At 72.6% G+C, this 23,019-nt stretch carries 24 protein-coding genes and 1 pseudogene; 6 read left to right on the top strand and 19 right to left on the bottom strand.

Annotated features, from left to right (window positions below; genetic code table 11):
- The first annotated feature begins 23 nt into the window (after nucleotides 1-23).
- Nucleotides 24-1,327 (top strand): annotated as a pseudogene (mgt, locus tag ACZ4TG_RS21040) (macrolide-inactivating glycosyltransferase).
- Nucleotides 1,324-1,890 (top strand): DUF1697 domain-containing protein, encoded by a 567-nt coding sequence (locus tag ACZ4TG_RS21035; RefSeq protein ID WP_468164925.1) that lies wholly within the window; start codon nucleotides 1,324-1,326, stop codon nucleotides 1,888-1,890. The pseudogene mgt and the gene ACZ4TG_RS21035 overlap by 4 nt, the downstream one beginning before the upstream one ends.
- Nucleotides 1,891-1,906: 16 nt before the next feature.
- Here ACZ4TG_RS21035 and ACZ4TG_RS21030 read toward each other — a convergent pair whose 3' ends face one another.
- Nucleotides 1,907-2,755: an aldo/keto reductase gene (locus ACZ4TG_RS21030; RefSeq protein ID WP_468164923.1), complete on the bottom strand. Its 849-nt coding sequence runs from the start codon at nucleotides 2,753-2,755 to the stop codon at nucleotides 1,907-1,909.
- A gap of 44 nt (nucleotides 2,756-2,799) precedes the next feature.
- Between ACZ4TG_RS21030 and ACZ4TG_RS21025 the strand changes: the two genes are divergently transcribed.
- Complete coding sequence (locus ACZ4TG_RS21025) at nucleotides 2,800-3,801, top strand: ketopantoate reductase family protein (protein ID WP_468164921.1); 1,002 nt, start codon at nucleotides 2,800-2,802, stop codon at nucleotides 3,799-3,801.
- A 99-nt stretch (nucleotides 3,802-3,900) separates the two neighbouring features.
- Here the strand turns inward: ACZ4TG_RS21025 and ACZ4TG_RS21020 are convergent, their stop codons facing one another.
- The 14 genes from ACZ4TG_RS21020 to ACZ4TG_RS20955 form a co-directional block, all read right to left on the bottom strand.
- Nucleotides 3,901-4,662: a sirohydrochlorin chelatase gene (locus ACZ4TG_RS21020; RefSeq protein ID WP_468164919.1), complete on the bottom strand. Its 762-nt coding sequence runs from the start codon at nucleotides 4,660-4,662 to the stop codon at nucleotides 3,901-3,903.
- 5 nt (nucleotides 4,663-4,667) lie between these two features.
- The gene (locus ACZ4TG_RS21015) at nucleotides 4,668-5,558 is read right to left on the bottom strand and encodes an ABC transporter permease (protein WP_468164917.1); all 891 of its coding nucleotides are present in this window, start codon (nucleotides 5,556-5,558) and stop codon (nucleotides 4,668-4,670) included.
- On the bottom strand, nucleotides 5,545-6,339 hold the full coding sequence (locus ACZ4TG_RS21010) for an ABC transporter ATP-binding protein (protein WP_468164915.1): 795 nt from the start codon (nucleotides 6,337-6,339) through the stop codon (nucleotides 5,545-5,547). Before ACZ4TG_RS21010 ends, ACZ4TG_RS21015 begins: the two co-directional genes overlap by 14 nt.
- Before the next feature lie 41 nt (nucleotides 6,340-6,380).
- Nucleotides 6,381-7,502, bottom strand: a complete 1,122-nt coding sequence (locus ACZ4TG_RS21005) for an aliphatic sulfonate ABC transporter substrate-binding protein (protein ID WP_468165472.1) — start codon at nucleotides 7,500-7,502, stop codon at nucleotides 6,381-6,383.
- A 223-nt stretch (nucleotides 7,503-7,725) separates the two neighbouring features.
- The gene (locus ACZ4TG_RS21000) at nucleotides 7,726-9,075 is read right to left on the bottom strand and encodes a sulfate adenylyltransferase subunit 1 (RefSeq protein WP_468164913.1); all 1,350 of its coding nucleotides are present in this window, start codon (nucleotides 9,073-9,075) and stop codon (nucleotides 7,726-7,728) included.
- A gap of 2 nt (nucleotides 9,076-9,077) precedes the next feature.
- On the bottom strand, nucleotides 9,078-10,016 hold the full coding sequence (gene cysD / locus ACZ4TG_RS20995; RefSeq protein ID WP_468164911.1) for a sulfate adenylyltransferase subunit CysD: 939 nt from the start codon (nucleotides 10,014-10,016) through the stop codon (nucleotides 9,078-9,080).
- On the bottom strand, nucleotides 10,013-10,558 hold the full coding sequence (cysC, locus tag ACZ4TG_RS20990; RefSeq protein WP_468164909.1) for an adenylyl-sulfate kinase: 546 nt from the start codon (nucleotides 10,556-10,558) through the stop codon (nucleotides 10,013-10,015). Before cysC ends, cysD begins: the two co-directional genes overlap by 4 nt.
- A 47-nt stretch (nucleotides 10,559-10,605) precedes the next feature.
- A complete protein-coding gene (locus ACZ4TG_RS20985) occupies nucleotides 10,606-11,313 on the bottom strand; it encodes a phosphoadenylyl-sulfate reductase (RefSeq protein WP_468164907.1) in 708 nt (235 codons plus the stop codon).
- Entirely contained in the window at nucleotides 11,310-11,489 is a 180-nt protein-coding gene (locus ACZ4TG_RS20980; protein WP_468164904.1) for a hypothetical protein, read from the bottom strand. The genes ACZ4TG_RS20985 and ACZ4TG_RS20980 overlap by 4 nt, the downstream gene beginning before the upstream one ends.
- A complete protein-coding gene (locus ACZ4TG_RS20975) occupies nucleotides 11,486-13,198 on the bottom strand; it encodes a nitrite/sulfite reductase (protein WP_468164902.1) in 1,713 nt (570 codons plus the stop codon). The genes ACZ4TG_RS20980 and ACZ4TG_RS20975 overlap by 4 nt, the downstream gene beginning before the upstream one ends.
- Before the next feature lie 226 nt (nucleotides 13,199-13,424).
- Nucleotides 13,425-13,508 (bottom strand): putative leader peptide, encoded by an 84-nt coding sequence (locus ACZ4TG_RS20970; RefSeq protein ID WP_312847410.1) that lies wholly within the window; start codon nucleotides 13,506-13,508, stop codon nucleotides 13,425-13,427.
- Nucleotides 13,509-13,662: 154 nt separating this feature from the next.
- Entirely contained in the window at nucleotides 13,663-14,226 is a 564-nt protein-coding gene (locus ACZ4TG_RS20965) for a GNAT family N-acetyltransferase (RefSeq protein WP_468164900.1), read from the bottom strand.
- Between the two features lie 13 nt (nucleotides 14,227-14,239).
- Nucleotides 14,240-15,523, bottom strand: coding sequence for a GAF domain-containing protein (locus ACZ4TG_RS20960; RefSeq protein WP_468165470.1), 1,284 nt, complete (start codon nucleotides 15,521-15,523; stop codon nucleotides 14,240-14,242).
- Nucleotides 15,524-15,856: 333 nt separating this feature from the next.
- Nucleotides 15,857-17,530 carry an acyl-CoA dehydrogenase family protein gene (locus ACZ4TG_RS20955; RefSeq protein WP_468164898.1) on the bottom strand — a complete coding sequence of 558 codons (1,674 nt, stop codon included), beginning with the start codon at nucleotides 17,528-17,530 and terminating at the stop codon, nucleotides 15,857-15,859.
- A 17-nt stretch (nucleotides 17,531-17,547) separates the two neighbouring features.
- Between ACZ4TG_RS20955 and ACZ4TG_RS20950 the strand changes: the two genes are divergently transcribed.
- Both ACZ4TG_RS20950 and ACZ4TG_RS20945 read left to right on the top strand, forming a co-directional pair.
- Nucleotides 17,548-18,663: a YihY/virulence factor BrkB family protein gene (locus ACZ4TG_RS20950; RefSeq protein ID WP_468164896.1), complete on the top strand. Its 1,116-nt coding sequence runs from the start codon at nucleotides 17,548-17,550 to the stop codon at nucleotides 18,661-18,663.
- 53 nt (nucleotides 18,664-18,716) lie between these two features.
- Complete coding sequence (locus tag ACZ4TG_RS20945; RefSeq protein ID WP_468164894.1) at nucleotides 18,717-19,445, top strand: helix-turn-helix domain-containing protein; 729 nt, start codon at nucleotides 18,717-18,719, stop codon at nucleotides 19,443-19,445.
- Here the strand turns inward: ACZ4TG_RS20945 and ACZ4TG_RS20940 are convergent.
- Both ACZ4TG_RS20940 and ACZ4TG_RS20935 read right to left on the bottom strand, forming a co-directional pair.
- Entirely contained in the window at nucleotides 19,382-19,777 is a 396-nt protein-coding gene (locus tag ACZ4TG_RS20940) for a VOC family protein (RefSeq protein ID WP_468164892.1), read from the bottom strand. The two genes, ACZ4TG_RS20945 and ACZ4TG_RS20940, sit on opposite strands and share 64 nt — an antisense overlap.
- Nucleotides 19,778-19,973: 196 nt before the next feature.
- On the bottom strand, nucleotides 19,974-20,924 hold the full coding sequence (locus tag ACZ4TG_RS20935) for an ADP-ribosylglycohydrolase family protein (protein WP_468164890.1): 951 nt from the start codon (nucleotides 20,922-20,924) through the stop codon (nucleotides 19,974-19,976).
- 332 nt (nucleotides 20,925-21,256) lie between these two features.
- Here ACZ4TG_RS20935 and rsgA point away from each other — a divergent pair, with 332 nt between their 5' ends.
- Nucleotides 21,257-22,363, top strand: a complete 1,107-nt coding sequence (gene rsgA / locus ACZ4TG_RS20930) for a ribosome small subunit-dependent GTPase A (RefSeq protein ID WP_468164888.1) — start codon at nucleotides 21,257-21,259, stop codon at nucleotides 22,361-22,363.
- 114 nt (nucleotides 22,364-22,477) lie between these two features.
- On the opposite strand, the gene ACZ4TG_RS20925 is transcribed toward rsgA, so the two are convergent.
- Nucleotides 22,478-22,858: a PPOX class F420-dependent oxidoreductase gene (locus ACZ4TG_RS20925; protein WP_468164886.1), complete on the bottom strand. Its 381-nt coding sequence runs from the start codon at nucleotides 22,856-22,858 to the stop codon at nucleotides 22,478-22,480.
- A 61-nt stretch (nucleotides 22,859-22,919) separates the two neighbouring features.
- Nucleotides 22,920-23,019, bottom strand: a 100-nt coding sequence (locus ACZ4TG_RS20920) for an integrase core domain-containing protein (RefSeq protein ID WP_158721408.1), incomplete at its 5' end; no start/stop codon positions are given.

Genomic DNA, 23,019 nt, shown 5'->3' with positions numbered 1-23,019 from the left:
CCTGTGGGGACGGATAGGGAAGTATGCGGAGTGATGCGGAAGGACTCAAGGGGCCGGAAATCACATTGCACGAGACGTATCGTCTCGTTATGGTCGGGTCATGAGCTCAGTCAAGCCCGCCCACATCGCCATGTTCTCCATCGCCGCCCACGGTCACGTGAACCCGAGCATCGAGGTGATCCGGGAGCTCGTCGCCCGCGGCCACCGCGTCAGCTACGCCATCCCCGCCTCCTTCGCCGCGAAGGTCGCGGAGACCGGCGCGACCCCGGTGATCTGGAATTCGACCCTCCCGACCGATGAAGCCCCCGAGGCATGGGGCACCGAACTCGTCGACCACCTGGAGCTCTTCCTGAACGACGCCGTCCAGGCACTGCCCCAGCTCGCCGCCGCCTTCGAGGGGGACGAGCCCGACCTGGTCATCCACGACATCACCTCCTACCCCGCCATCGTCCTCGCCCGCCGCTGGGGCGTACCCGATGTCTCCCTCTCGCCCAACCTGGTCGCCTGGACCGGATACGAGGAGGAGGTCGCCGCCCCGATGACGGCCGGACTGCGCGCCTCCGAGCGGGGCAAGGCGTACTACGCCCGCTTCCGCGCCTGGCTCGACGCGAACGGCATCGCCGAGGACTCCGACCGCCTGGTCGGCCGTCCCCGCCGCAGCATCGTGCTGATCCCCAAGGCCCTGCAGCCCCACGCCGACCGCGTCGACGAGTCCGTCTACACCTTCGTCGGCGGCTGCCGGGGCGACCGCGACACCGTCCAGGGCAGCTGGCAGCGCCCGGCCGGGGCCGAGGGCAAGAAGGTGCTGCTGGTCTCCCTCGGCTCGGCCTTCACCCGCCGGCCGGCTTTCTACCGAGCCTGCGTCGAGGCCTTCGGGGACCTGCCCGACTGGCACGTGGTGCTCCAGATCGGCAAGTTCACCGACGAGGCCGAGCTGGGCCCGGTCCCCGCCAACGTGGAGGTGCACCGCTGGGTCCCCCAGCTGGACATCCTGCGTCAGGCCGACGCCTTCATCACCCACGCGGGCGCCGGCGGCAGCCAGGAAGGCATGGCCACCGGCACCCCGATGGTCGCCGTTCCCCAGGCCGTCGACCAGTTCGGGAACGCCGACATGCTCCAGGCCCTGGGCATCGCCCGGCACCTCCCGATGGAAGAGGCCGACGCCACGACCCTGCGCGAGGCCGTCCTCGCACTGGTCGCGGACCCCGAGGTCGCCGCCCGGGTCGAGGAGGTCCGCGCCATGGCGGCCGCCGAGGGCGGTACACGGCAGGCCGCCGACCTCATCGAGGCCGAACTGTCAGTGGCCCGCCCTATTGTTCGGCCATGACGACTCGGCCGGACACCGGAAAGAAGTACGCGGCGCTGCTGCGCGGCATCAATGTCGGCGGCAGCAAGAAGGTCCCGATGGCGGAGCTGCGCCGGCTCCTCGAAGACCTGGGCCACGGCGACGTGCGGACGTACCTGCAGAGCGGGAACGCCGTCTTCAGCAGTGCGCGGCAGGACCCCCTGGAGCTCGCCCGCGAACTGGAGGCGGCCATCGAGGCCCACTTCGGCTTCAAGGTGCCCTGCCTCGTCGTCGACGGCGACCACCTGCGGGCCGTCGCCGAAGCCTGCCCCTTCCCGGCCGCCGAGCTGGAGGGCAAGCAGCTGCACGCCACTTTCTGCTCCGAGCAGCCCGCCGAGGAGCGGTTCGCCGCCCTCGACGGGCCCTCGTACCTCCCGGAGGAGTTCCGTATCGGCGACCGCGTCATCTACCTCTACGCCCCGGACGGCCTCGGCCGCTCCAAGCTGGCCGAGGCCCTGGCCAGGCCCGCCGTCGTGAAGGGGCTCGACGTGACGACCCGCAACTGGAACACCGTCGTCAAGCTCGTCGAACTCACGCAGGACTGACCTGGCCCCGGCCGGCCTAAACCGCCAGCGCGTCCAGCAGGGCCAGCTCCTGCGCGGTGAGGCGGATCGTCGCCGCGTCCAGGTTCTCCGCCAGGTGTACGGGGGAGCCGGTGCCCGGCGTCGGACACAGCACCGGGGAGTGGTGCAGCAGCCAGGCCAGGGCGACCTGGCCCGGACCCGCCCCGTGCTCGGTGGCCACCGCCGTGACCGCCGCCGCGCTCTCGCGCGTCAGGGCGCCGCTGCCCAGCGGGTAGTACGGCAGGAAGGCGATCCCGTGCGCCTCGCACAGCGCCAGCACCTCGGCCGAGGACCGGTCCAGCAGGTTGTACGGGTTCTGCACCGAGGCGATCGGCATCAGCTCCAGCGCGAGGGCCAGCTGTCCCGCGCTCACCGTGTCCAGCCCGACGTGCCGGATCTTGCCCTCGGCCTGCAACTGGGCCAGCGCGCCCAGCTGTTCCACCATCGGCAGCGCCGGGTCGAAGCGGTGCAGCTGGTACAGGCCGATCCGGTCCACCCGCAGCCGCCGCAGGCTCGCCTCGCACTGCTCCCGCAACTGCTCCGGCCGGCCCGCCACGTGCCACCGGTCCGGGCCGGTGCGCACCACCCCGCCCTTCGTGGCGATCACGAGCCGCTCCCCGTACGGGTACAGGGCTTCCGCGATCAGCTCCTCCGCCAGGTTCGGCCCGTAGTTGTCGGCCGTGTCGATCAGGGTCACCCCGCGTTCCACCGCCGCGTGCAGCAGCGCCCGGGCCTCGGGCCGGCCCCCGCGCGGACCCCAGTAGCCCGGGCCGACCAGACCACCCGTACCGAGGCCGAGGCGGTGCACCGGCAGGTCCCCACCAAGTCTGAACACCGTGTCCGTCATGGCCCGACCGTAACCCGGCAGGCGGGATGTGCCAGGCTCTTCGCATGCGTTACATCATCATCGGCGCCGGAGCGGTCGGCGCGACCATCGGCGGACGGCTCGCGGAAGCGGGCCTCGACGTCGTCCTGTGCGCGCGCGGCGCGCACGCGGAGGCGCTGCGCGCGGACGGGCTGCGGCTCACGACGGCCACCGGGGAGCGGGTGCACCGGCTGCCGGTCGTCACCGCCCCGGCCGAACTCGGTGAACTGCGCCCGGACGACGTGCTGCTGCTGGCGGTGAAGACCCAGGACGCGATCGCAGCGCTGGACGCCTGGAGCGACGCGGAGGTCGCCGGCGGCGGTACGGCGGCGCAGCGGCTGCCGGTGCTGTGCCTGCAGAACGGCGTGGAGAGCGAGCGGCTGGCCCTACGGCGCTTCGCGCGGGTGTACGGGGTGTGCGTCTGGCTGCCCGCGACCTTCCTGGAGCCGGGCGTGGTCTCGGCGCTGTGCGCCCCGCTGACCGGGATCCTGCACGTGGGCCGGGCGGCCGGGGGAGCGGACGCCCGGATCCGGGGGATCGCGGCGGACCTGGAAAAGTCGGGCTTCGAGGCGCCGGTCGTCGAGGACGTGATGCGGTGGAAGCACGCGAAGCTGCTGGGCAACCTGGGCAACGCCGTCCAGGCGACGACGGGTCCCGCGCCGGATCCCGCGAAGGCCGCGCTGCTGCTGCGGGCGATCCGCGAGGGGAAGGCCGCGTTCGAAGCCGCCGGGATCGCGTACGCGTCCGAGGCCGAGCAGTCGGCGGCCCGCGACGGGAAGGTCGACCAGCCGCCGGGCGTGCGCGGCGGATCGTCGTGGCAGTCACTGCACCGGGGCACGGGCTCCATCGAGGCGGATTACCTCAACGGTGAGATCTCCCTGCTGGGCCGCCTGCACGGCGTCCCGACCCCGGTCAACGACACGCTGCGCCACGCGGCGAACATCTTCGCCCGCGAGGGCCTGCCGCCGGGCGCGATGTCCGTCGAGGACCTGACGGCCCTGGCCGACGAGGCGGCGGCCCGCGCCTGACCGGCGGTGTAGGTGAGGCCGGGGCCGGTGGGTGACGGACCCCGGCGGGAGCCCTTGGAAAGCCGACGCCGTGGTCGGGACGGCGCCCGCGACGGTCCGTCAGGCCGAAAGGGCGGTGCGCAGGGCCGGGGCCCAGGCGACCGCGTCGTAGCGGCGCAGCAGGAGGCGGGCGAGTTCCGGGGCGGCGCCCAGGACCTCGGCCAGGACGTCCGCCCCGGACTCGGCGGCGCCCGCCGCGATACGGTCCGGGAGCCGGCCGGGGGCGATGACGTACGGCGCGACGGCCACCCGCCGGACGCCCTCGGCGCGCAGCGCCCGTACGGCGTCCTCCGTACGGGGAAGGGCAGCGGAGGCGAACGCAGGCCGCACGGCGCACCAACCGGTGTGCCGCCACTCCCGCGCGATTTCAGCGATCACTGCGATCGCCTCCGGGTCCGAGGAACCGGCGGACGCGAGCACCACACCGGTGGTGGCGCGGTCCGCCGGGGTGAGGCCGGCCTCGAAGAGCCGGCGCTCCAGGGCCGCCGTCAGCAGCGGCGACGGCCCGAGGACGTCCGCGACCCGGACCGACAGGCCCGGGAGGCGGGTGGTGGCCTCCGACAGCACGGCCGGGACGTCGGCCTTGGCGTGGAAGGCCCGGGTCAGCAGGAGCGGGAGGGCCACCACGTCGCGGACACCGGACGCGTACAGCGAGGACAGCACCTGCTCCACGCGCGGCGCGTTGAAGTCCAGGTAGGCCGTCTCCACCCGCAGCCCGGGCCGCAGCGCCCGCGCACGCCGGGTGAGGGCGTGCACGGTCGCGGCGTGCCGAGGGTCGCGGCTGCCGTGGGCGATGACGAGGAGGGCGGGGGCGGGGGACACGGGACTCAGCTCTTGGCCAGCAGGCCGCGGCTGCGCAGCACCCACCGCTCGACCGGGCTGAAGATCAGCAGGTCGATGGCGATACCGACGACCAGGATCAGGATGATCGCGAGGAACACGCCCGGCAGGTCGATGTTGTTGCGGCCGTTCTCCAGCAGCTGGCCCAGGCCCAGGCCCAGGTCGGGCGAGCTGGCGATGATCTCGGCGGCCATCAGCGAGCGCCAGGAGAAGGCCCAGCCCTGCTTCAGACCGGCCAGGTAGCCCGGCAGAGCGGCCGGCATGACGATGTGCCAGGCGCCGCGCAGGCCCGTGGCGCCCATGGTGCGGCCGGCCCGCAGGAACAGCGGCGGGACCTGGTCGATGCCGGAGACGAGGCCGTTGGCGATGGACGGGACCGCGCCCAGCAGGATCACCGTGTACATCATGGCGTCGTTGAGGCCGAACCAGAGCACGGCCGGGGGCACCCAGGCCACCGAGGGCAGGGACTGCAGACCCTGCAGGATCGGGCCGATCGCGGCGCGGACGAACTTCACCCGGGCGACGAGCAGGCCGAGCGGCGTACCGATGGCCAGGGCCAGCAGGAAGCCGAGCAGGCCGCGCGACACGCTGACCCAGACGACCTCCAGCAGGGTGCCCTTCACCCACATGTCGGACAGGCTGTCCCACACGGCGGACAGGGCGGGGAGCTTGGTCTCGTCGGTGACCTTCGCCGAGACGAGGACCTGCCACACCACCAGCACCAGGCCGACGGCGAGGAACGGCGGCAGGACCTTCTTGACGAGGACCTCGCGGACCGGGGTGCGGTGGGTCTGGACGGCGTCGAGCGCGTCCAGGCCCGCCTCCAGGCCGGCCAGATCGTCGCTCTTGGCCTTCGGGGTGGTGTCAGTGCTGGCCATGGCGGCGGATCTCCCCACGCAGGTGTTCAGTGATCTCGACGGACAGCTCCGCGACGTCCGCGTCCTCGATGCGGCGCGGCTGCGGGATGCCCACGGTCCATTCCTTCGCGACCCGCCCGGGCCGCGAAGAGAGCAGGACCACGCGCTGGGCGAGGCGCACGGCCTCGCGCACGTTGTGCGTGACGAAGAGGACCGACAGGTTCGTCTCGGACCAGATCCGGGTCAGCTCGCCGTGCAGGACGTCACGGGTGATGGCGTCCAGCGCCGCGAACGGCTCGTCCATCAGCAGCAGCTGGCTGTCCTGGGCGAGCGCCCGGGCCAGGGCGACGCGCTGGCGCATGCCGCCCGACAGCTCGTGCACGCGCTTGCCGTACGAGCCCGAGAGCCGGACCAGCTCCAGCAGCCGTTCGGCCTCGGGCTTGCGGTCCGCCTTGGCCACCCCGCGCAGACGCAGGGCGAGTTCGATGTTCTTGCCCGCGGTCAGCCACGGGAAGAGGGCGTGCTCCTGGAACATCAGGGCCGGCCGGCCGCCCGGGGTCTCGATGGCGCCGGCGGTGGGCTTGTCGAGGCCCGCGACCAGGTTGAGCAGGGTGGACTTCCCACACCCCGAGGCCCCCAGGATGGTGACGAACTCTCCGGGAGCGACATCGAGGCTGATGTCGTCCAGGACGAGCTGCGATCCGGCCGGGCCGGGGAAGGACTTCGAGACGTGCTCGATGCGGGCGGCGTGCGTCTGCTCCGCTTCGGTGCCCTCGGCAGCCTTGGCAAGCGTGGTGGCCATGGTCGTCACCTCCTGGGGGTTTCTGAACTGACTGAGCGGGATTACTTGGCGCCGAGGCCGGCGTCGGAGACCACGGGCTTGCCGGCGGCCTTGAGCACCTTGTTCAGGAGCTTCAGGTCGTAGATCCCCGCCAGGTCGGGCTGCTCGATGAGCTTGGCCTTGACCGCCCAGTCGGACTCGGTCTTCAGCGTGCCCGCCAGCGGGTCGTCGGTGACGAGGATGCTCTGCCACGCCGGGTCGATGACCTTGGCTTCGAGCGCCTTGCCGCCGTCCGCCTCGAGCTTCGCGTTCGCGGAGGCCTTCGCCTTGTCCGGGTTGGCGTTGATCCACTCGTTGGTCTTCACGGTGCCCTTGAGCACGGCCTCGACGACGTCCGGGTGCTCCTTGAGGAACTTCTGCGACACGATGATGTTCGTGATCACGAACTTCTTGTCGGGCCACAGCGCGGTCTCGTCGAGGAGGACGGAGCCGCCGTCGGAGACGAGCTTGGAGGCCGTGGGCTCCGGCACCCAGGCGCCGTCGATCGAGCCCTGCTTGAAGGCGTCCGGGGTGACCTTGTTGTCCGTACGGACGACGGAGACGTCACCCTTGCCGGACTCCGGGTCGACCGTCCAGCCCTTCTCGGAGATCCAGTTGAGGAACGCGACGTCCTGCGTGTTCCCCTTCTGCGGGGTGGCGATCTTCTTGCCCTTGAGGTCGTCCAGGGTCTTGATCTTGTCCGGGTTCACGACGAGCTTGACGCCGCCGGAGGCGGAACCGGAGATGATCCGCAGGTTGGAGCCCTTGGACTTCACGTAGCCGTTGATCGAGGGCGAGGGGCCGATGAAACCGATGTCGAGAGAGCCGCCGTTGAGGGCTTCGATCTCGGACGGGCCGGCGTTGAAGGACTGCGGCTTGATCTTGGTGCCGTTCAGCTCCTTCTCGATCAGGCCTTCCTGGAGGCCGACCAGAGCGGTGGCGTGCGTCAGGTTCGGGAAGTACCCGATGCGGACCTCGGAGGCGGAGAGCTTGGCACCGGCGTCGGCCACGTTGGCGGCCTTGTCCTTCGGCTCGTCCTTCTTGGCCTCGGAGCCGTAGCCGCAGGAGGCGAGGGCGCCGATCAGGAGGGGCAGGGCGGCAGCGGCGACGATGCTGCGGCGCAGGGTGTTACGGGTGGTACCGATGGCAGGCACGGGAGGACTTCCTCTCGAAGCGCCGTGGGATCACGACGCAGGTCTTCGTCTGTGGAGCAGGGGCGGGTACAGCTCATGGGGGGTGTGGGCGCGCATGCGGTGCGCGTACGTCATCGCGCACATCGCGCCACCCCTCCCTGGCCGCTGCCGAGGGAGCCGCTGCCCACGCGGCCGCCCTCCTTGGCGAAGGTGGAGTAGATGTCGGACAGCATGGTCAGAAGTCCCACCCTTCTTCATCTGCCTGGACGGTCGTGGTGGCCTGGGAGGCGAAGGACTCGCCCGCCATGCCCGCCGCCAGGGTGGTTCCGTCGGCCGGGTCGATGAGCAGGAAGGACCCGGTGCGGCGCGAGGCCGCGTACGCGTCGAGCGCCAGCGGCTCGGCGGTACGGACGACCACGCGGCCGATGTCGTTGGCCACGAGCTGCCCGGGGTCCGGGTGCTGGGACAGGTCGTCCAGGGTCAGCCGCGAGGGGATCTCCTTGACGATCGCCTTCACGGTGCGCGTCGTGTGCTTGAGCAGCACCCGGGCGCCGACGGCCAGCGGCTGGTCGGCCACGTGGCAGACCGTCGCCTCGACGTCCTGCGTGGTCGCCGGGGCACTGGCGGACGGTGCGATCAGGTCGCCGCGCGAGATGTCGATGTCGTCCTTGAGGCGCAGGGTCACCGACTGCGGTGCCCAGGCGATGTCCACGCTCGCGCCGAGCGCGTCGATCCCCTCGATCACCGAGGTACGGCCCGACGGCAGGACGGTGACGGCCTCGCCGACGCGCAGGACGCCGGAGGCGATCTGGCCCGCGTAGCCGCGGTAGTCGGGGTGCTCCGCCGACTGGGGGCGGATCACGTACTGGACGGGGAAGCGGGCCGGGCAGGCGGTCAGGTCGTGGCTGACCGGGACCGTCTCCAGGTGCTCCAGGACGGTCGGGCCGCCGTACCAGTCCATGTTCGCGGAGGGCTCGACCACGTTGTCGCCGGCCAGGGCCGAGATCGGGATCGCGGTGATCTCCGGGACGCCCAGGTCGGAGGCGTACGCGGTGAACTCCTCGGCGATCGAGGCGAAGACCGCCTCCTCGTAGTTCACCAGGTCCATCTTGTTGACGGCCAGGACCACGTGCGGGACCCGCAGCAGCGCCGCGACGGCCGCGTGCCGCCGGGTCTGCTCGATCACGCCGTTGCGGGCGTCGACCAGGACGACCGCGAGGTCGGCCGTGGAGGCGCCGGTGACCATGTTCCGGGTGTACTGCACGTGCCCGGGGGTGTCCGCGAGGATGAACCGGCGCCGGGTCGTGGCGAAGTAGCGGTAGGCCACGTCGATGGTGATGCCCTGCTCCCGCTCGGCCCGCAGGCCGTCGGTCAGCAGCGCGAGGTCCGGGGTGTCCTGGCCGCGCTGCGCGGAGACGGCCTCGACGGCCTCCAGCTGGTCGCTGAGGATCGACTTGGAGTCGTGCAGCAGCCGCCCGACCAGGGTGGACTTGCCGTCGTCGACGGAACCGGCGGTCGCGAAGCGCAGCAGTGTGGTCGCTGCGAGGTCGGCCAGGTTGGCGACCTGATCGGTGGTGGAGCTCATGTCTAGAAGTACCCTTCGCGCTTGCGGTCTTCCATCGCGGCCTCGGACATCTTGTCGTCGGCGCGGGTCGCGCCCCGCTCGGTGAGGCGGGAGGCGGCGATCTCGGCGATCACGGCGTCCAGCGTGGTGGCGTCGGAGTCGACGGCACCGGTGCAGGACATGTCGCCGACGGTGCGGTAGCGGATGAGACGCGTCTCGGTGGTCTCGTCCTGCTTGGGACCGCCCCACTCGCCGGCCGTCAGCCACATGCCGTTGCGCCGGAACACCTCGCGCTCGTGCGCGAAGTAGATCTCCGGGAGCTCGATGCCCTCGCGTGCGATGTACTGCCACACGTCCAGCTCGGTCCAGTTGGAGAGCGGGAAGACCCGCACGTGCTCGCCGGGGGCGTGGCGGCCGTTGTAGAGCTGCCACAGCTCGGGGCGCTGGCGGCGCGGGTCCCACTGGGAGAACTCGTCGCGCAGGGAGAACACGCGCTCCTTGGCGCGGGCCTTCTCCTCGTCGCGGCGGCCGCCGCCGAAGACGGCGTCGAACTTGCGGCTCTGGATCGCCTCCGTCAGGGGGACGGTCTGCAGCGGGTTGCGGACGCCGTCGGGGCGCTCGCGCAGCTTGCCGGCGTCGATGTACTCCTGGACGGAGGCCACGTGCAGGCGCAGGTTGTGCTTCTCGACGGCCCGGTCGCGGTAGGCGAGGACCTCGGGGAAGTTGTGGCCCGTGTCGACGTGCAGCAGCGTGAAGGGGACCGGCGCCGGCGCGAACGCCTTCAGCGCCAGGTGCAGCATGACGATGGAGTCCTTGCCGCCGGAGAAGAGGACCACCGGCTTCTCGAACTCGCCCGCCACCTCGCGGAAGATGTGCACCGCCTCGGACTCCAGGGCGTCGAGGTGCGACAGCGCGTAGGGGGCGTCGGTCTCTTCGTGCAGGTGGGTGACGGTGGCCGTCATGCCAGACCCCTCTCGGTGAGCAGCGTGTGCAGGGCCGAGGCCGACTCCTGCACGGACTGCGTGTGCGACTCGATACGGAGGTCCGGGGACTCCGGTGCCTCGTACGGGTCGTCGACCCCGGTCAGACCGGAGATCTCGCCCGCCGCCTGCTTGGCGTACAGGCCCTTCACATCACGCTCGGAGCAGACCTCGACCGGGGTGGCCACGTGGACCTCCAGGTACGCGGTGCCCTCGGCGGCGTGCCGCTTGCGGACGGCCTCCCGGCTGTCCGCGAACGGCGCGATCACCGGCACGAGCGCCTTGACGCCGTTGCTCGCGAGGAGTTCGGCGACGAACCCGATGCGCTGGACGTTGGTGTGACGGTCCTCGCGGCTGAAGCCGAGGCCGGCGGAGAGGAACTCGCGGATCTCGTCGCCGTCGAGGACCTCCACGCGGTGGCCCTCGCTGCGCAGCCGCTCGGCCAGCGCGTAGGCGATGGTGGTCTTGCCCGCGCTCGGCAGCCCGGTCAGCCACACGGTGGCGCCCTGGTCGCTCACGCTCATCTGCTCTGTCTCCGTAAGTTCCGTACGTTCGGTGCGTTCGGTCGTCATCAGCCGTGCAGTCCGCACTCGGTCTTGCCGCGTCCGGCCCAGCGGCCGGCCCGCGCGTCCTCGCCCTCCGCCACGCGGCGGGTGCAGGGGGCGCAGCCGACGGAGGCGTAACCGTCCATCAGCAGCGGGTTGGTGAGCACCCCGTGCTCGGCGACGTAGGCGTCCACGTCGTCCTGGGTCCAGCGGGCGATCGGCGAGACCTTGACCTTCTGCCGCTTCTCGTCCCAGCCGACGACCGGGGTGTTCGCCCGGGTCGGGGACTCGTCGCGGCGCAGGCCGGTCGCCCAGGCGTCGTACGCGGTCAGGCCCTCTTCCAGCGGCTTGACCTTGCGCAGGGCGCAGCACAGGTCGGGGTCGCGGTCGTGCAGCTTCGGGCCGTACTCCGCGTCCTGCTCGGCGACCGTCTGGCGCGGGGTGAGGGTGATGACGTTGACGTCCATCACGGCCTCGACCGCGTCACGGGTGCCGATGGTCTCCTCGAAGTGGTAGCCCGTGTCGAGGAAGACCACGTCCACGCCCGGGAAGGCGCGCGACGCCAGGTGGGCGACGACCGCGTCCTCCATGGAGGAGGTGACGCAGAACTTCCGGCCGAAGGTGTCGGCCGCCCAGCGCAGGATGTCCAGCGGGGACGCGTCCTCGAGATCCCGGCCCGCCTGCTCGGCCAGTGTCTTGAGATCACCCGTCCGCACTGCATGACTCGTCGTCATATCTCTTCCCCTCCAGCGGTGTCGGACTGAACGCCCCGGGACAGCAGCCCGAGGTACTTCAGCTGGAAGGCTCGGTTGCAGGCCCTGCATTCCCAAGCGCCGTGGCCCGTCTCGTTGGGAAACAGGTCCTCGTCGCCGCAGTAAGGGCAGTAGAACGGTGCGGCGCGCTCGCTCACGACAGGTCCTCGTCCTTGGCGCGGGTCACCCACGCGGCGAAGCGCTCGCCGTCCTCGCGCTGGTCCTGGAAGCGCGTGACGACCCGCTCGACGTAGTCGGGCAGACCGGCCGAGGTGACCTTGAGGCCGCGGACCTTGCGGCCGAAGCCGGCCTCCAGGCCGAGGGCGCCGCCCAGGTGGACCTGGTAGCCCTCCACCTGGTTGCCGTCCTCGTCCAGGACCAGCTGGCCCTTGAGACCGATGTCCGCCACCTGGATACGGGCGCAGGCGTTCGGGCAGCCGTTGATGTTGATGGTGAGGGGCTCCGCGAAGTCCGGCAGGCGGCGCTCCAGCTCGTCGATCAGCGAGGCGCCGCGCGCCTTCGTCTCGACGATGGCGAGCTTGCAGAACTCGATGCCGGTGCAGGCCATCGTGCCGCGCCGGAACGGGGACGGCTTGACCCGCAGGTCCAGCGCCTCCAGTGCGGCCACGACCGAGTCGACCTGGTCGGCCTCGACGTCGAGGACGATCATCTTCTGCTCGGCGGTGGTGCGCAGCCGGCCGGAGCCGTGCTGCTCGGCCACGTCCGCGATCTTGGTCAGGGTGGCGCCGTCCACGCGGCCGACGCGGGGCGCGAAGCCGACGTAGAACTTGCCGTCCTGCTGCCGGTGGACGCCGACGTGGTCGCGCCACTGGCCGCTGGGCTGCTCGGGCGCGGGGCCGTCGGTGAGCTTCCGCTTCAGGTACTCGTCCTCCAGGACCTGGCGGAACTTGGCCGGGCCCCAGTCGGCGACGAGGAACTTCAGGCGTGCGCGGGTGCGCAGCCGGCGGTAGCCGTAGTCGCGGAAGATCGAGATGACGCCCTCGTAGACGTTCGGGACCTCGTCGAGCGAGACCCAGGTGCCCAGGCGCACGCCCAGCTTGGGGTTGGTCGAGAGACCGCCGCCGACCCAGACGTCGAAGCCGGGGCCGTGCTCGGGGTGGTTCACGCCGACGAAGGCGATGTCGTTGATCTCGTGCGCCACGTCGAGCAGCGGCGAGCCGGAGACCGCGGACTTGAACTTGCGGGGCAGGTTGGAGAAGTCCGGGTTGCCCACGATCCGGCGGTAGATCTCCTCGATGGCGGGGGTGCCGTCGATGATCTCGTCCAGGGCGATGCCGGCGACGGGCGAGCCGAGGATGACGCGGGGCGTGTCGCCGCAGGCCTCGGTGGTGGAGAGGCCGACGGCCTCCAGCCGGCGCCAGATCTCCGGGACGTCCTCGATCCGGATCCAGTGGTACTGCACGTTCTGCCGGTCCGTGAGGTCGGCGGTGCCGCGGGCGAACTCCTCGGAGATCTCGCCTATGACGCGCAGCTGCTCGGTGGTCAGCCGGCCGCCGTCGATGCGCACGCGCAGCATGAAGTACTTGTCGTCCAGCTCCTCCGGCTCCAGGATCGCGGTCTTGCCGCCGTCGATCCCGGGCTTGCGCTGGGTGTAGAGGCCCCACCAGCGCATGCGGCCGCGCAGGTCGTTGGGGTCGATCGAGTCGAAGCCCGTCTTGGAGTAGATCGTCTCAATGCGTGTCCGCACGTTGAGACCGTCGTCGTCCTTCTTGAACTGCTCGTTGCCGTTGAGGGGGGTGTGGTGTCCGACGGCCCACTGACCCTCACCGCGGTGACGGCCGGGCTTGCGGCGCGCGGCAGCGGCTGCAGGCGCGGCTGCTGCGGTCGTTTCGGGGGTGGCGGCCATGGCGGTACGTCCTTCTTCGGCGGCTCGATGCGGGGGGCGGGGGAGCGGCGGCGGGCACCCCGACGGTGCGCCCGCCGCTGAACAGGTGCGGCTGATCGCCACCCGATTTCCGGGGTTGCCGGTGGTCAGGGCGGTCTTCGGGCGTCGGGAGCTTGCGGGTACTCCGGGTGATCGACGCGTCCGCGCCAGCGGGGACGACGGCGATGTGCGGCGGTGGCTGGTTCCGTCAGCGCGCCGGACAGATGGCGCTGGACATGCGGCCGAGGTCGACGTGCCGCCGACTCACCAAGGCAATTCCAGCTCCATTCATGGCGGAAGCGTGTCATGTGCCGATTGGAGGAGTCCACTACTGTCCATCATGCGGACGAACTCGTCTCGGATCGTGGGATGGCGTGATCCGGGTCACCTGTTTCGGCCGCCTGTGCGTGCTCCCGGGCCGGCCCCCCCGCCCGCGGCGCGGAGTTTCAGGCGCCGGGCCAGGGGCCGGGGGTGGGGGCCTCCTCCTTGGGCTCCGTCTCCGTCCTGAAGACCTTGAAGCCGCGCCGGAGGTAGTTGTCCATCGCGGTCGGGCCGTCCAGGCTGCACGTGTGGACCCACACCCGCCGGGTGGGCTCCCGGTCCGGCCAGCGGTCCGCCAGGGACCAGGCCCGGGCCACGCCCTCCGTCAGCAGGTGCCCGCCGATGCGGCGGCCGCGGAAGTCGGGGAGCAGCCCGAAGTACATGATCTCCACCACGCCGTCCGGCTGCGGGTCGAGCTCGACGTACCCCGCCGGGGTGCCGCGGTCGTACGCGACCCACGTCTCCACCCCCGGCCGGTCCAGCTGCTCCAGCCACTGCGCCCGGGTCAGCGACAGCCGGTCCGTCCAGTGGATGTCCCCGCCCACCGAGGCGTACAGGAAGCGGCTGAACTCGGGGGAGGGGACCTCCGCCCGGGAGACGGTGATCTCCGGGCCGGGGACGGCCGCCGGGACCAGGTCCTGCGGCGAGGTCATTTCCAGGGACCAGGTGGTGAGGGTGATGGTGCTCATGCACGCCAGGGAATCACACCCCCGGCCGCGGCTCCGAGGTCCCCCAGGAGCCCGGCCGGCCCGCGCGGGCCCTGACCACCGCGGGGGCGGTGGAGTGCGGGAGCAGCTCGGCCGGGTTCCCCGGGCGGATCAGCTCCACCTCCACGTCCTCCGCGAAGCGGTACGGGCGGTGCGCCAGGACCCCCGCGAGGTGGCGCCGCACCCGGGACATCTCCGCCCGGACGGTCACCGTACGCGTCGGGTCCCCGAACACCTCGGCGGACAGTTCCGCCGCGGACCGCCCCCGCGGGGTCTCCGCCAGCAGGAACAGCAGCTCCGCATGGCGCGGGCTCAGCTCCTGCGACCAGCTGCCCGCGGCCCCGTACACCGTCGCCGACCAGGACCCGGCCCGGCTCAGGTCCAGGACCACCCTGCTCGCCGCCGCCGCGGTCGGGCGGGACTCGGTGATCCGCAGCAGCCAGCCGCCGGGCAGCGGTTCCGCCACGCAGTCGCCCAGCTGCGGCACCCACACGTGCCCGGGACCGAACGCCTTCGGCAGCGGGATCCGGTCCGCCGGGGCCAGCCCCGTCACCGCGGCGGTCCAGCCGTGCGGGTCCACGGCGACGGCCCGCCCGGGCAGCCGGGCCAGCAGCGGGGCCGCGACCGCCCGCAGCCGCTCCAGGGACTCCAGGTGGCGGATCCGCAGCTCCCGCTCGGCGAGCCGGGCCACCGAGGTGACCCAGGCCAGCGTGGCCGGGTGCATGGTGGCCAGCGGCCCGCTCACGTCGACCACCCCCAGCAGCTGCCCGTCCCGGGGGTCGCGCACGGGCGCCCCCGCACAGGTCCACTCGTGGTGGCTGGAGACGAAGTGCTCCGCCGAGAACACCTGGACCGGCCGACGGGCCACCAGCGCGGTGCCGACCCCGTTCGTGCCGACCACCGCCTCGGCCCAGTCGGCGCCCACCGCGAAACCCAGCCGGTCCGCCTTGCGCAGGATCGAGGAATGCCCCTCCCGCCACAGCAGCCGCCCGTCCGCGTCGGCCACGACCATGATGTGCAGGGCTTCGTCCAGCGCGGGCAGCAGCCCCTCCCGCAGCACCGGCAGGACCTCCCGCAGCGGCGAGACCTGCCGGCGCTCCTCCGTCTCGGCGGCCGACAGCAGCCGCGAGCGCGCGTCCCGGTCCGGGTGCACCCCGCCGGCCAGCATCCGCCGCCAGGACTCGGCGATCTCCGGGCGCGGCGCGGCCGGGGGCCGGTCACCGGCCAGCGCGGCCGCCCGTACGCCCTTGAGCAGACGCGTGGCCTCCCGCGCGTCCATGGCCGAAAGGCGCGCTACATCGACCGTGCTGCCTGCGGTGTTGGCCACCGGAACCTCCCCGTGCGGAACAGGACCTGCGAGGGAAGCCGCCCGCGCGGTCCGAGAGTGCCGACTTCCCCGTGGCACCCGCGGCGGACGATCCCCGACTTCATGAGTTGACTGGGGTTGCAGGGTTGCAACGGTATGCAACTCTCGCCAAGCCCCTGTCACCCGACCGAAACTATCGGCACGCCGCCGAGCGGCGTGACAGCTCCTTCCTCGGGGCTTCGCGGATCTGGGGTGGTGCCGAGTCGGCGCGGCGCCACCCCCGGTCTGCCGGTCAACGGGCCCGGATCACGGCGCGGAGCGGTTTGGGGACCACTCCTGGCCGGCGATCCGCGCCCGTGCCACGACCGCACCCAGGTCCAGGCTGTGCGGCAGCGTGCCGAAGGCCGCGCCCCAGTCCCCGCCCAGCCGCGAGGCGCAGAACGCGTCCGCCACCTCCGGCGGCGCCCACCGCACCAGCAGCGAGCCCTGCAGCACCAGGGCCATGCGCTCCACCACCCGGCGGGCCCGGGCCTCGATCCCCTCCAGGTCCGCGAGGTCGGTCAGCAGGTCCTTGATGGCCGAATCCAGCCGGTGGTCGGCGCCCCGGGCCAGCCCGACCTCCTGGAGGAACGCGTTCAGCGCCTGCGGCTCCCGCTGGAGCGCCCGCAGCACGTCCAGGGCCTGGACATTGCCCGAGCCCTCCCAGATCGAGTTCAGCGGGGACTCGCGCAGCAGCCGCGGCAGCCCCGACTCCTCGACGTACCCGTTGCCGCCGAGGCACTCCAGCGCCTCGGCCACCATCGGCGTGCACCGCTTGGTCACCCAGTACTTCGCCGCGGGCACCGCGAGGCGCAGGAACGCCCGCTCCTGATCGGTGCCGGCGTCGTACGCGGCCGCGAGGCGCAGGGTCAGTACGGTCGCCGCCTCCGACTCCAGGGCCAGGTCGGCCAGGACGTTGCGCATCAGCGGCTGCTCGATGAGCCGTGCTCCGAAAGCGGAGCGGTGCTCCGTGTGGTGCACGGCCTGCGTGAGCGCCTGCCGCATCAGCGAGGCCGAGCCGATCACACAGTCCAGCCGGGTCGCCGCGACCATCTCGATGATGGTCCGCACCCCCCGGCCCTCCTCACCCACCCGGCGCGCCCAGGTCCCGTCGAACTCCACCTCGCTCGAAGCGTTCGACTTGTTGCCCAGCTTGTCCTTCAGCCGCTGGATCGCGAACACGTTGCGCGTCCCGTCCGGCAGCACCCGCGGCACCAGGAAGCAGGTGAGCCCTCCCGGCGCCTGCGCCAGCACCAGGAACCCGTCGCACATCGGCGCCGAGCAGAACCACTTGTGCCCGGTCAGCAGGTACTCCCCGGAGGCGTCCAGCGGCACCGCCGCCGTCGTGTTCACCCGTACGTCGCTGCCCCCCTGCTTCTCCGTCATCCCCATCCCGAACAGCACACCGGCCTTCTGCGCCGCCGGCCGCAGGCCCTGCTCGTACACGTGCGAGGTCAGCAGCGGCTCCCACTGCGCGGCCAGCTCCGGATCCGTGCGCAGCGCCGGCACCGCCGCGTGCGTCATCGACACCGGGCAGCCGTGCCCCGCCTCGGCCTGTGACCACAGGAAGAACCCCGCCGCCCGGCGCAGGTGCCCGGCAGGGCGCCCCCAGGCGTCGGTGAGCCCCGAGGTCACCGCGTGCCCCAGCAGCCGGTGCCAGGCCGGGTGGAACTCCACCTCGTCGATCCGGTTCCCGTAACGGTCGTGCGTCCGTAGCTTCGGCGGATTCTCGTTCGCCTGAGTACCCCATTCCTGGGCCTGCGCGGAGCCCGCCGCGCGGCCGAGCACGGTGAGCTCCTCCCGTACCTCGTCGCGCAGTTCGGGGGCGGCATCGGCCAGGTGTCGCTCCACGCCCTCGGTGAGGGCCCGGTCACCGGCGAAGACGTCGTAGCCCACAAGGGGTGGGGCCTGGTTGCTGACTGTGTGGGTGGTGGCTGCCATGCGGATACCGTAAGGACGTGCAGCCAGCAAAAGAAACACCCGAGCGGATCCCAGGGCGGCTCCATCGGGCCCGCGCCCTCTACCGCAACGTCTCCAAGCGCAAAATGGCCTGGCTGCTGCTCAAAGACACCGTCAACTCGTGCATCGAGTACCGGATCCTGGGCCTCGCGGCAGAGGCGGCGTTCTTCACCCTGCTCTCCCTCCCGCCGCTCTTCCTGGGCCTGCTGGGCCTGCTCGGGTACGTGGACGGCTGGACCGGCGGCACCTTCGTCGCCAGCATCGAGGAGAACATCCTGCGGGCGGTCGGCACGGTCCTCTCCGACCGCGGCGTCAACGAGATCGCCAAGCCCATGCTCGACGACGTGACCAGCCGGGGCCGGCCCGACCTGATCTCGCTCGGTTTCGCCTTCGCCCTGTGGTCGGGCTCGCGTGCGGTGAACGTCTTCATCGACACCATCACCGTGATGTACGGCCTCGACGGCCGGCGCGGCATCGTCAAGACCCGGCTGCTGGCCTTCCTGCTGTACGTGGTCGCGCTCGTCATCGGCGCGATCGTGCTGCCTCTGATGGTGGCCGGCCCCGACGCGGTGGTACAGCTGGTGCCCTGGAGCACGGAGGTGATCGCGGTGCTCTACTGGCCGGTGGTCACCCTGCTCTCCATCGCCTTCCTGACCACGCTCTACCACGTCTCCGTGCCCGCGCGCTCGCCCTGGATCGAGGACGTGCCGGGCGCGCTGGTGGCCCTGGCGATGTGGGTGCTCGGCTCGTTCCTGCTGCGGATCTACCTGACCAACACCGTGGAAGGGCCGACGATCTACGGCTCCCTGGCCGCGCCGGTGGCCGTGCTGCTGTGGATCGGCGTCTCGGCCTTCGCCGTCCTCGTCGGCGCCGCCGTCAACGCCGCGATCGACCGGGTCTGGCCCTCCGTGGCCACCGCCGCCGCCCGCGAGGCGAACGAGCGGGTGCGCGAGGCCGAGGCCGCCCAGCTGATCGCCCGGGCCGCCGCCTGGCGGGCGCTGGCCGAGGGGGAGTCCGAGGACGACGAGGACGCCGGGATGCCCTCCGAGTTCCCGGAGCGCTGGTCGAACTTCCTGCCGCCCGACGACTACCACTCCCGCCTGCGCAAGCACTGAGCACCGCCCGGGTCCGCCCGGGCGAAACCCCGGACAGCCCGTAGCCTGGCGGTGTGTACGAGGAACGGCCGTCCCGGCTGGTCCCCGGCGCCGTCGTGTGGCGGGCCGCAGGGGCGGGCGAGCTGGTGCTGCCCGACGGGTGCATGGATTTGTTGTGGGTCGGCGGCCGGCTGCTGGTCGCCGGGCCCGACACCGGCCCGCACCCCGCCGGAGAGGTCCCCGGCTGCGCCTTCGCCGGGCTGCGGCTCGCCCCGGGAACCGCGCCCGCGCTGCTCGGCGTACCGGCGCACGAGCTGCGCGACCGGCGGGTGGAGCTGGCCGACCTGTGGCCGGGGGCGCGGGTGCGCCGCCTCACCGGGCGGATGGGCTCCTACGAGGACCCGTGCGCGGGGCTCGAGGACCTGGCCCGGGCCCGCGCGGCCGGGAGCGGGCCGCCCGACCCGGTGGCCGCCGAGGTACTGGCCGGGCTGCGCACAGGGCGGCCGGTGGCGTCGATCGCCCGGGCGGCCGGGCTCGGGGAACGGCAGCTGCGCCGGCGCTCCCTCGACGCGTTCGGGTACGGCCCCCGGACCCTGGGCCGGGTGCTGCGGCTCCAGCGGGCGCTGGCCCTGCTCCGGCGCGGGATGCCGCAGGCGGAGGTGGCGTACGCGGCCGGCTACGCCGACCAGGCCCACCTCGCCCGCGAGGTCCGGGCCCTGACCGGGAGCACCCCCGGGGCCTACGCGCCGGCTGCGGCGAACAGCGAGACCTCGCTGCCGTCCGGGTCCAGCACCACGGCGTAGCGCTGCCCCCAGACGGCGTCCCAGGGCTTCAGGTGCCCGCGGTGCCCGGCGGCGGTCAGCTCGGCGTACGCGGCGTCCACCTCGGCGGGGGAGTCGCACAGGAACGCCAGCCCCGCCCGGCCGCCGCCCTCGGGCCGGGTCCAGGACGGGTCGAAGGACCGGATGACCTCCTCCGTGTCCCAGCCGATCCGCATGCCGCCCGGCAGGACGGCCTCCACGTGCGGCTGGGAGTCCGCCTCGGCCGGGACGTCCAGGCCCAGGCGGCGGTAGAAGGCGAGCGAGGCGGCCATGTCGGAGACGACGAGGCCGATCATGTCGAGTCGGGGAGTCATGCGGTCAGGCTAGGAGCCGCACCGGCCGGAGGTCTTGAACGAAACGGACATCGGCCGTGCCCCGGCCGCCCGCGCGGCGCCTGCGGCCTCGCGCGCCGGCGGCGCCGTACCGATCCCCGCCCGCGCCCGCGCCCGCGCCCGCGCCCCGCTCCCGCCCCCGCCCGTGCTCCCGCCCGCGCCCGTGCCCGTGCCCCCGTCAGCCGGCCGACCGCGCGGGGACCCAGCGGCTCCACGCGGGGATGGGCTCGCGGGCCGCCCGCCAGGCGGCCGGGACGCCGCCGGTGCCGGTGCGGGCCGCGACGACGCCGCCCGCGATCGCGCAGGTGGTGTCCCGGTCGCCCCACCCGGCGACGGTCTGCCACAGCGCCCCGGTCAGGTCGTCCGGCAGGCCCGCGGCGGACCACAGCGCGAACGGCACCGTGTCCGGCGCCGAGATCAGCGACCCCGAGCCCAGTACGGACGCGGCGTGCCGCACCGACGTACGCGCGGAGAAACCCGCCGCCACCCGCAGCCCGGAGCGGACGTCGCTCTCCGGCACGTGCGCGGCGACCTCCCGCAGGAACTCGGCGCGCGACGGGGCGGCCCGGCCCTCGCCCGCCGCCGCCAGCGCGGCCGCGACCGCCACCGCCACGGCGCCCGCGACCGCCTCCGGGTGGGCGTGCGTGGCCAGCGCGGAGAGCCGGGCCTGCTCCACGACCGCCTTGAGGTCGTCGTGGAACCAGGCGCCGAGCGGAGCGACCCGCATCGCGGCGCCGTTGCCGTAGGAGCCCTGCCCGCCGAACTGCCCGGTGGTGACGGTGCGCCAGTCCTCGCCCTCGCCGATGCGCCGCAGCACGCCGTGCATGGAGGGGCCGTACTTGCGCCCGTCGTCCCGCGCGTACTCGGCGGCGAACTCCCGTGCCAGCTCGCCCGGCCGGACCTCGCCGTGGGCCGACAGGTGGGCGAAGAGGACGAAGGCCATGGCGGAGTCGTCCGTCCACAGCCACGGCACGGGGCGCAACCGCCGGGCCGCCCACTGCGCTTCGACGTCCTCACCGCTGAGCGTGAACCAGCTGTCGCCGAACGCGTCGCCCATCACCAGGCCGTCCAGGGCCGCTTGGGCCGCACGGACGGTGCGGGCGGTGCGGGCGGGCTGCGGGCTGGTCATCGGGAACTCCTTCGAAGGGCGGACGGTCGGACCATCCTGCCGCCCGTCGATCTTGTCCGCGACCGGGTTGCCGGGGGCGCTGGAAGCGGCCCGGAAAAGAATTGGCGTGCGTCCGGGGCGGCTTGTTACGGTGGATCCGTTCCCGCCGATCGGCGCGGAACCGTCAGCTTGTACAGGACCCGGAGGTGAGTTCGTTGATGACTGTCATCGCGCAGGGCGCTGCCCGCACTCAGAAGACCATCAATCTCACCCCCGTGGTCTCCGGCTGACCTCACACCTCTCCGCGCGCCGCCGAGCGCGCGCTGCCGGGGCCACCCTGTGAAGGGTTCCCCTTGACTCTCTCTTCTTTCTCGCAGGCTCCGCTCGCGCACGCCCTCACCCCCTACGGCTGGGACGAAGCGTGGGCTGCCGAGTTCGCTCCGTACGCCGAGCAGGGCCTGGTGCCCGGCCGGGTCGTACGGGTCGACCGCGGCCAGTGCGATGTCATGACCGCGGACGGGATCGTCCGCGCCGACACCGCCTTCGTCACCCCGCACGACCCGCTCCGGGTCATCTGCACCGGCGACTGGGCCGCCGTGGAGGCGGCCGGAAACCCGCGCTACGTGAAGGCGTACCTGCCGCGCCGGACCGCCTTCGTACGGTCCACCTCCTCGCAGCGTTCCGAGGGGCAGATCCTCGCCGCCAACGTCGACCACGCCGTCATCGCGGTCTCGCTCGCCGTCGAGCTGGACCTGGGGCGCATCGAACGCTTCCTGGCCCTGGCCTGGGAATCGGGAGCCCAGCCGCTGGTCGTCCTGACCAAGGCGGACCTCGTCCCGGACCCGACCGCGCTGTCCTATCTCGTCGAGGACGTGGTGACCGCGGCCCCGGGCGTACAGGTGCTCACCGTCTCCTCCCTGACCGGCGAGGGCACGGACGTACTGGCCGCGGTCGTCGGGGACGGTACGAGCGTGCTCCTCGGGATCTCCGGCGCGGGCAAGTCCACGCTGGCCAACGCCCTGCTGGGCGCGGAGGTGATGGAGGTGCAGGAGGCCCGCGAGGTCGACGGCAAGGGCCGTCACACGACGACGACCCGCAACCTCCTCGCCCTCCCGGGCGGCGGCGTCCTGATCGACACCCCCGGGCTGAGGGGCGTCGGACTGTGGGACGCGCAGACGGGCGTCGGGCAGGTCTTCTCGGAGATCGAGGAGTACGCCGGGCAGTGCCGCTTCCACGACTGCGCCCACGAGGCGGAGCCGGGGTGCGCGGTGCTGGACGCCGTGGAGTCGGGTGCGCTGCCCGAGCGGCGGCTGGAGAGCTACCGCAAGCTGCTGCGGGAGAACCAGCGGATCGTCGCCAAGACGGACGCCAGGCTCCGCGCGGAGATCCGCCGGGACTGGCGCATGAAGTCGGCGGAGGGCCGCACCAACTACGCCGCGAAGCGCGGCGGACGCGCCTGACCCGCGGGCAGTACCGGAGCCCCGACCCGCCCGCAGCCCCGCCGCGCCCGACCCGCCCGCAGCACCGGAGCCCCGCCGCGCCTCGTCGCCCGGCGGGGCCGCCGGCCGTCCGCGTCAGGCGTCCACACCCCACGCGTGCACGCGCTCCGGGTGGATGCGGATGACCTCGGGGCTGAAGTGCGGGCCCAGGGAGTGGGGGCCGACCTCCAGCGTGGCGCGGCCGCGGATCTCGATCCCGCGGACGCGCCACGGCCGGGTGCTCACCAGATCGTCCACCACCAGCGAAAGCCGCGGATCGGCGGCGAGGTTGCGCCACTTCTTGCTCTCGCCCATCGCCATGCCGCCCACCAGGATCGTCCCGTCGTCCTGCGGGAAGAACCCCACCGGGTTCGCCTGCGGCTGCCCGGCCGGATCCACCGTCGCCAGCCGCCCCAGGTGCTGGGACCGCAGGTAGGAGAGTTCCGCGGCGCTGAATCCCTCGAACTTCCTCGTCATGCCGCCCAGCCTCGCAGCCCCGCCGCACCCGCGCATCGGCCACGGGTCCTAGGTCGTCGGCCTAGGTGTGTTGTCCGGGGAGGTTGGTGACGCGGCTGGCGGGTGTTTGGCCTTGGATGCCGGTGTGGGGTCGGTGGTAGTTGTACCAGTCGATCCAGTCG

It is taken from the genome of Streptomyces sp. NPDC028314 (assembly GCF_055565795.1).
The sequence above is the reverse complement of the archived record's forward strand: the minus strand, read 5'-3'. Positions and strand labels throughout refer to the sequence as shown.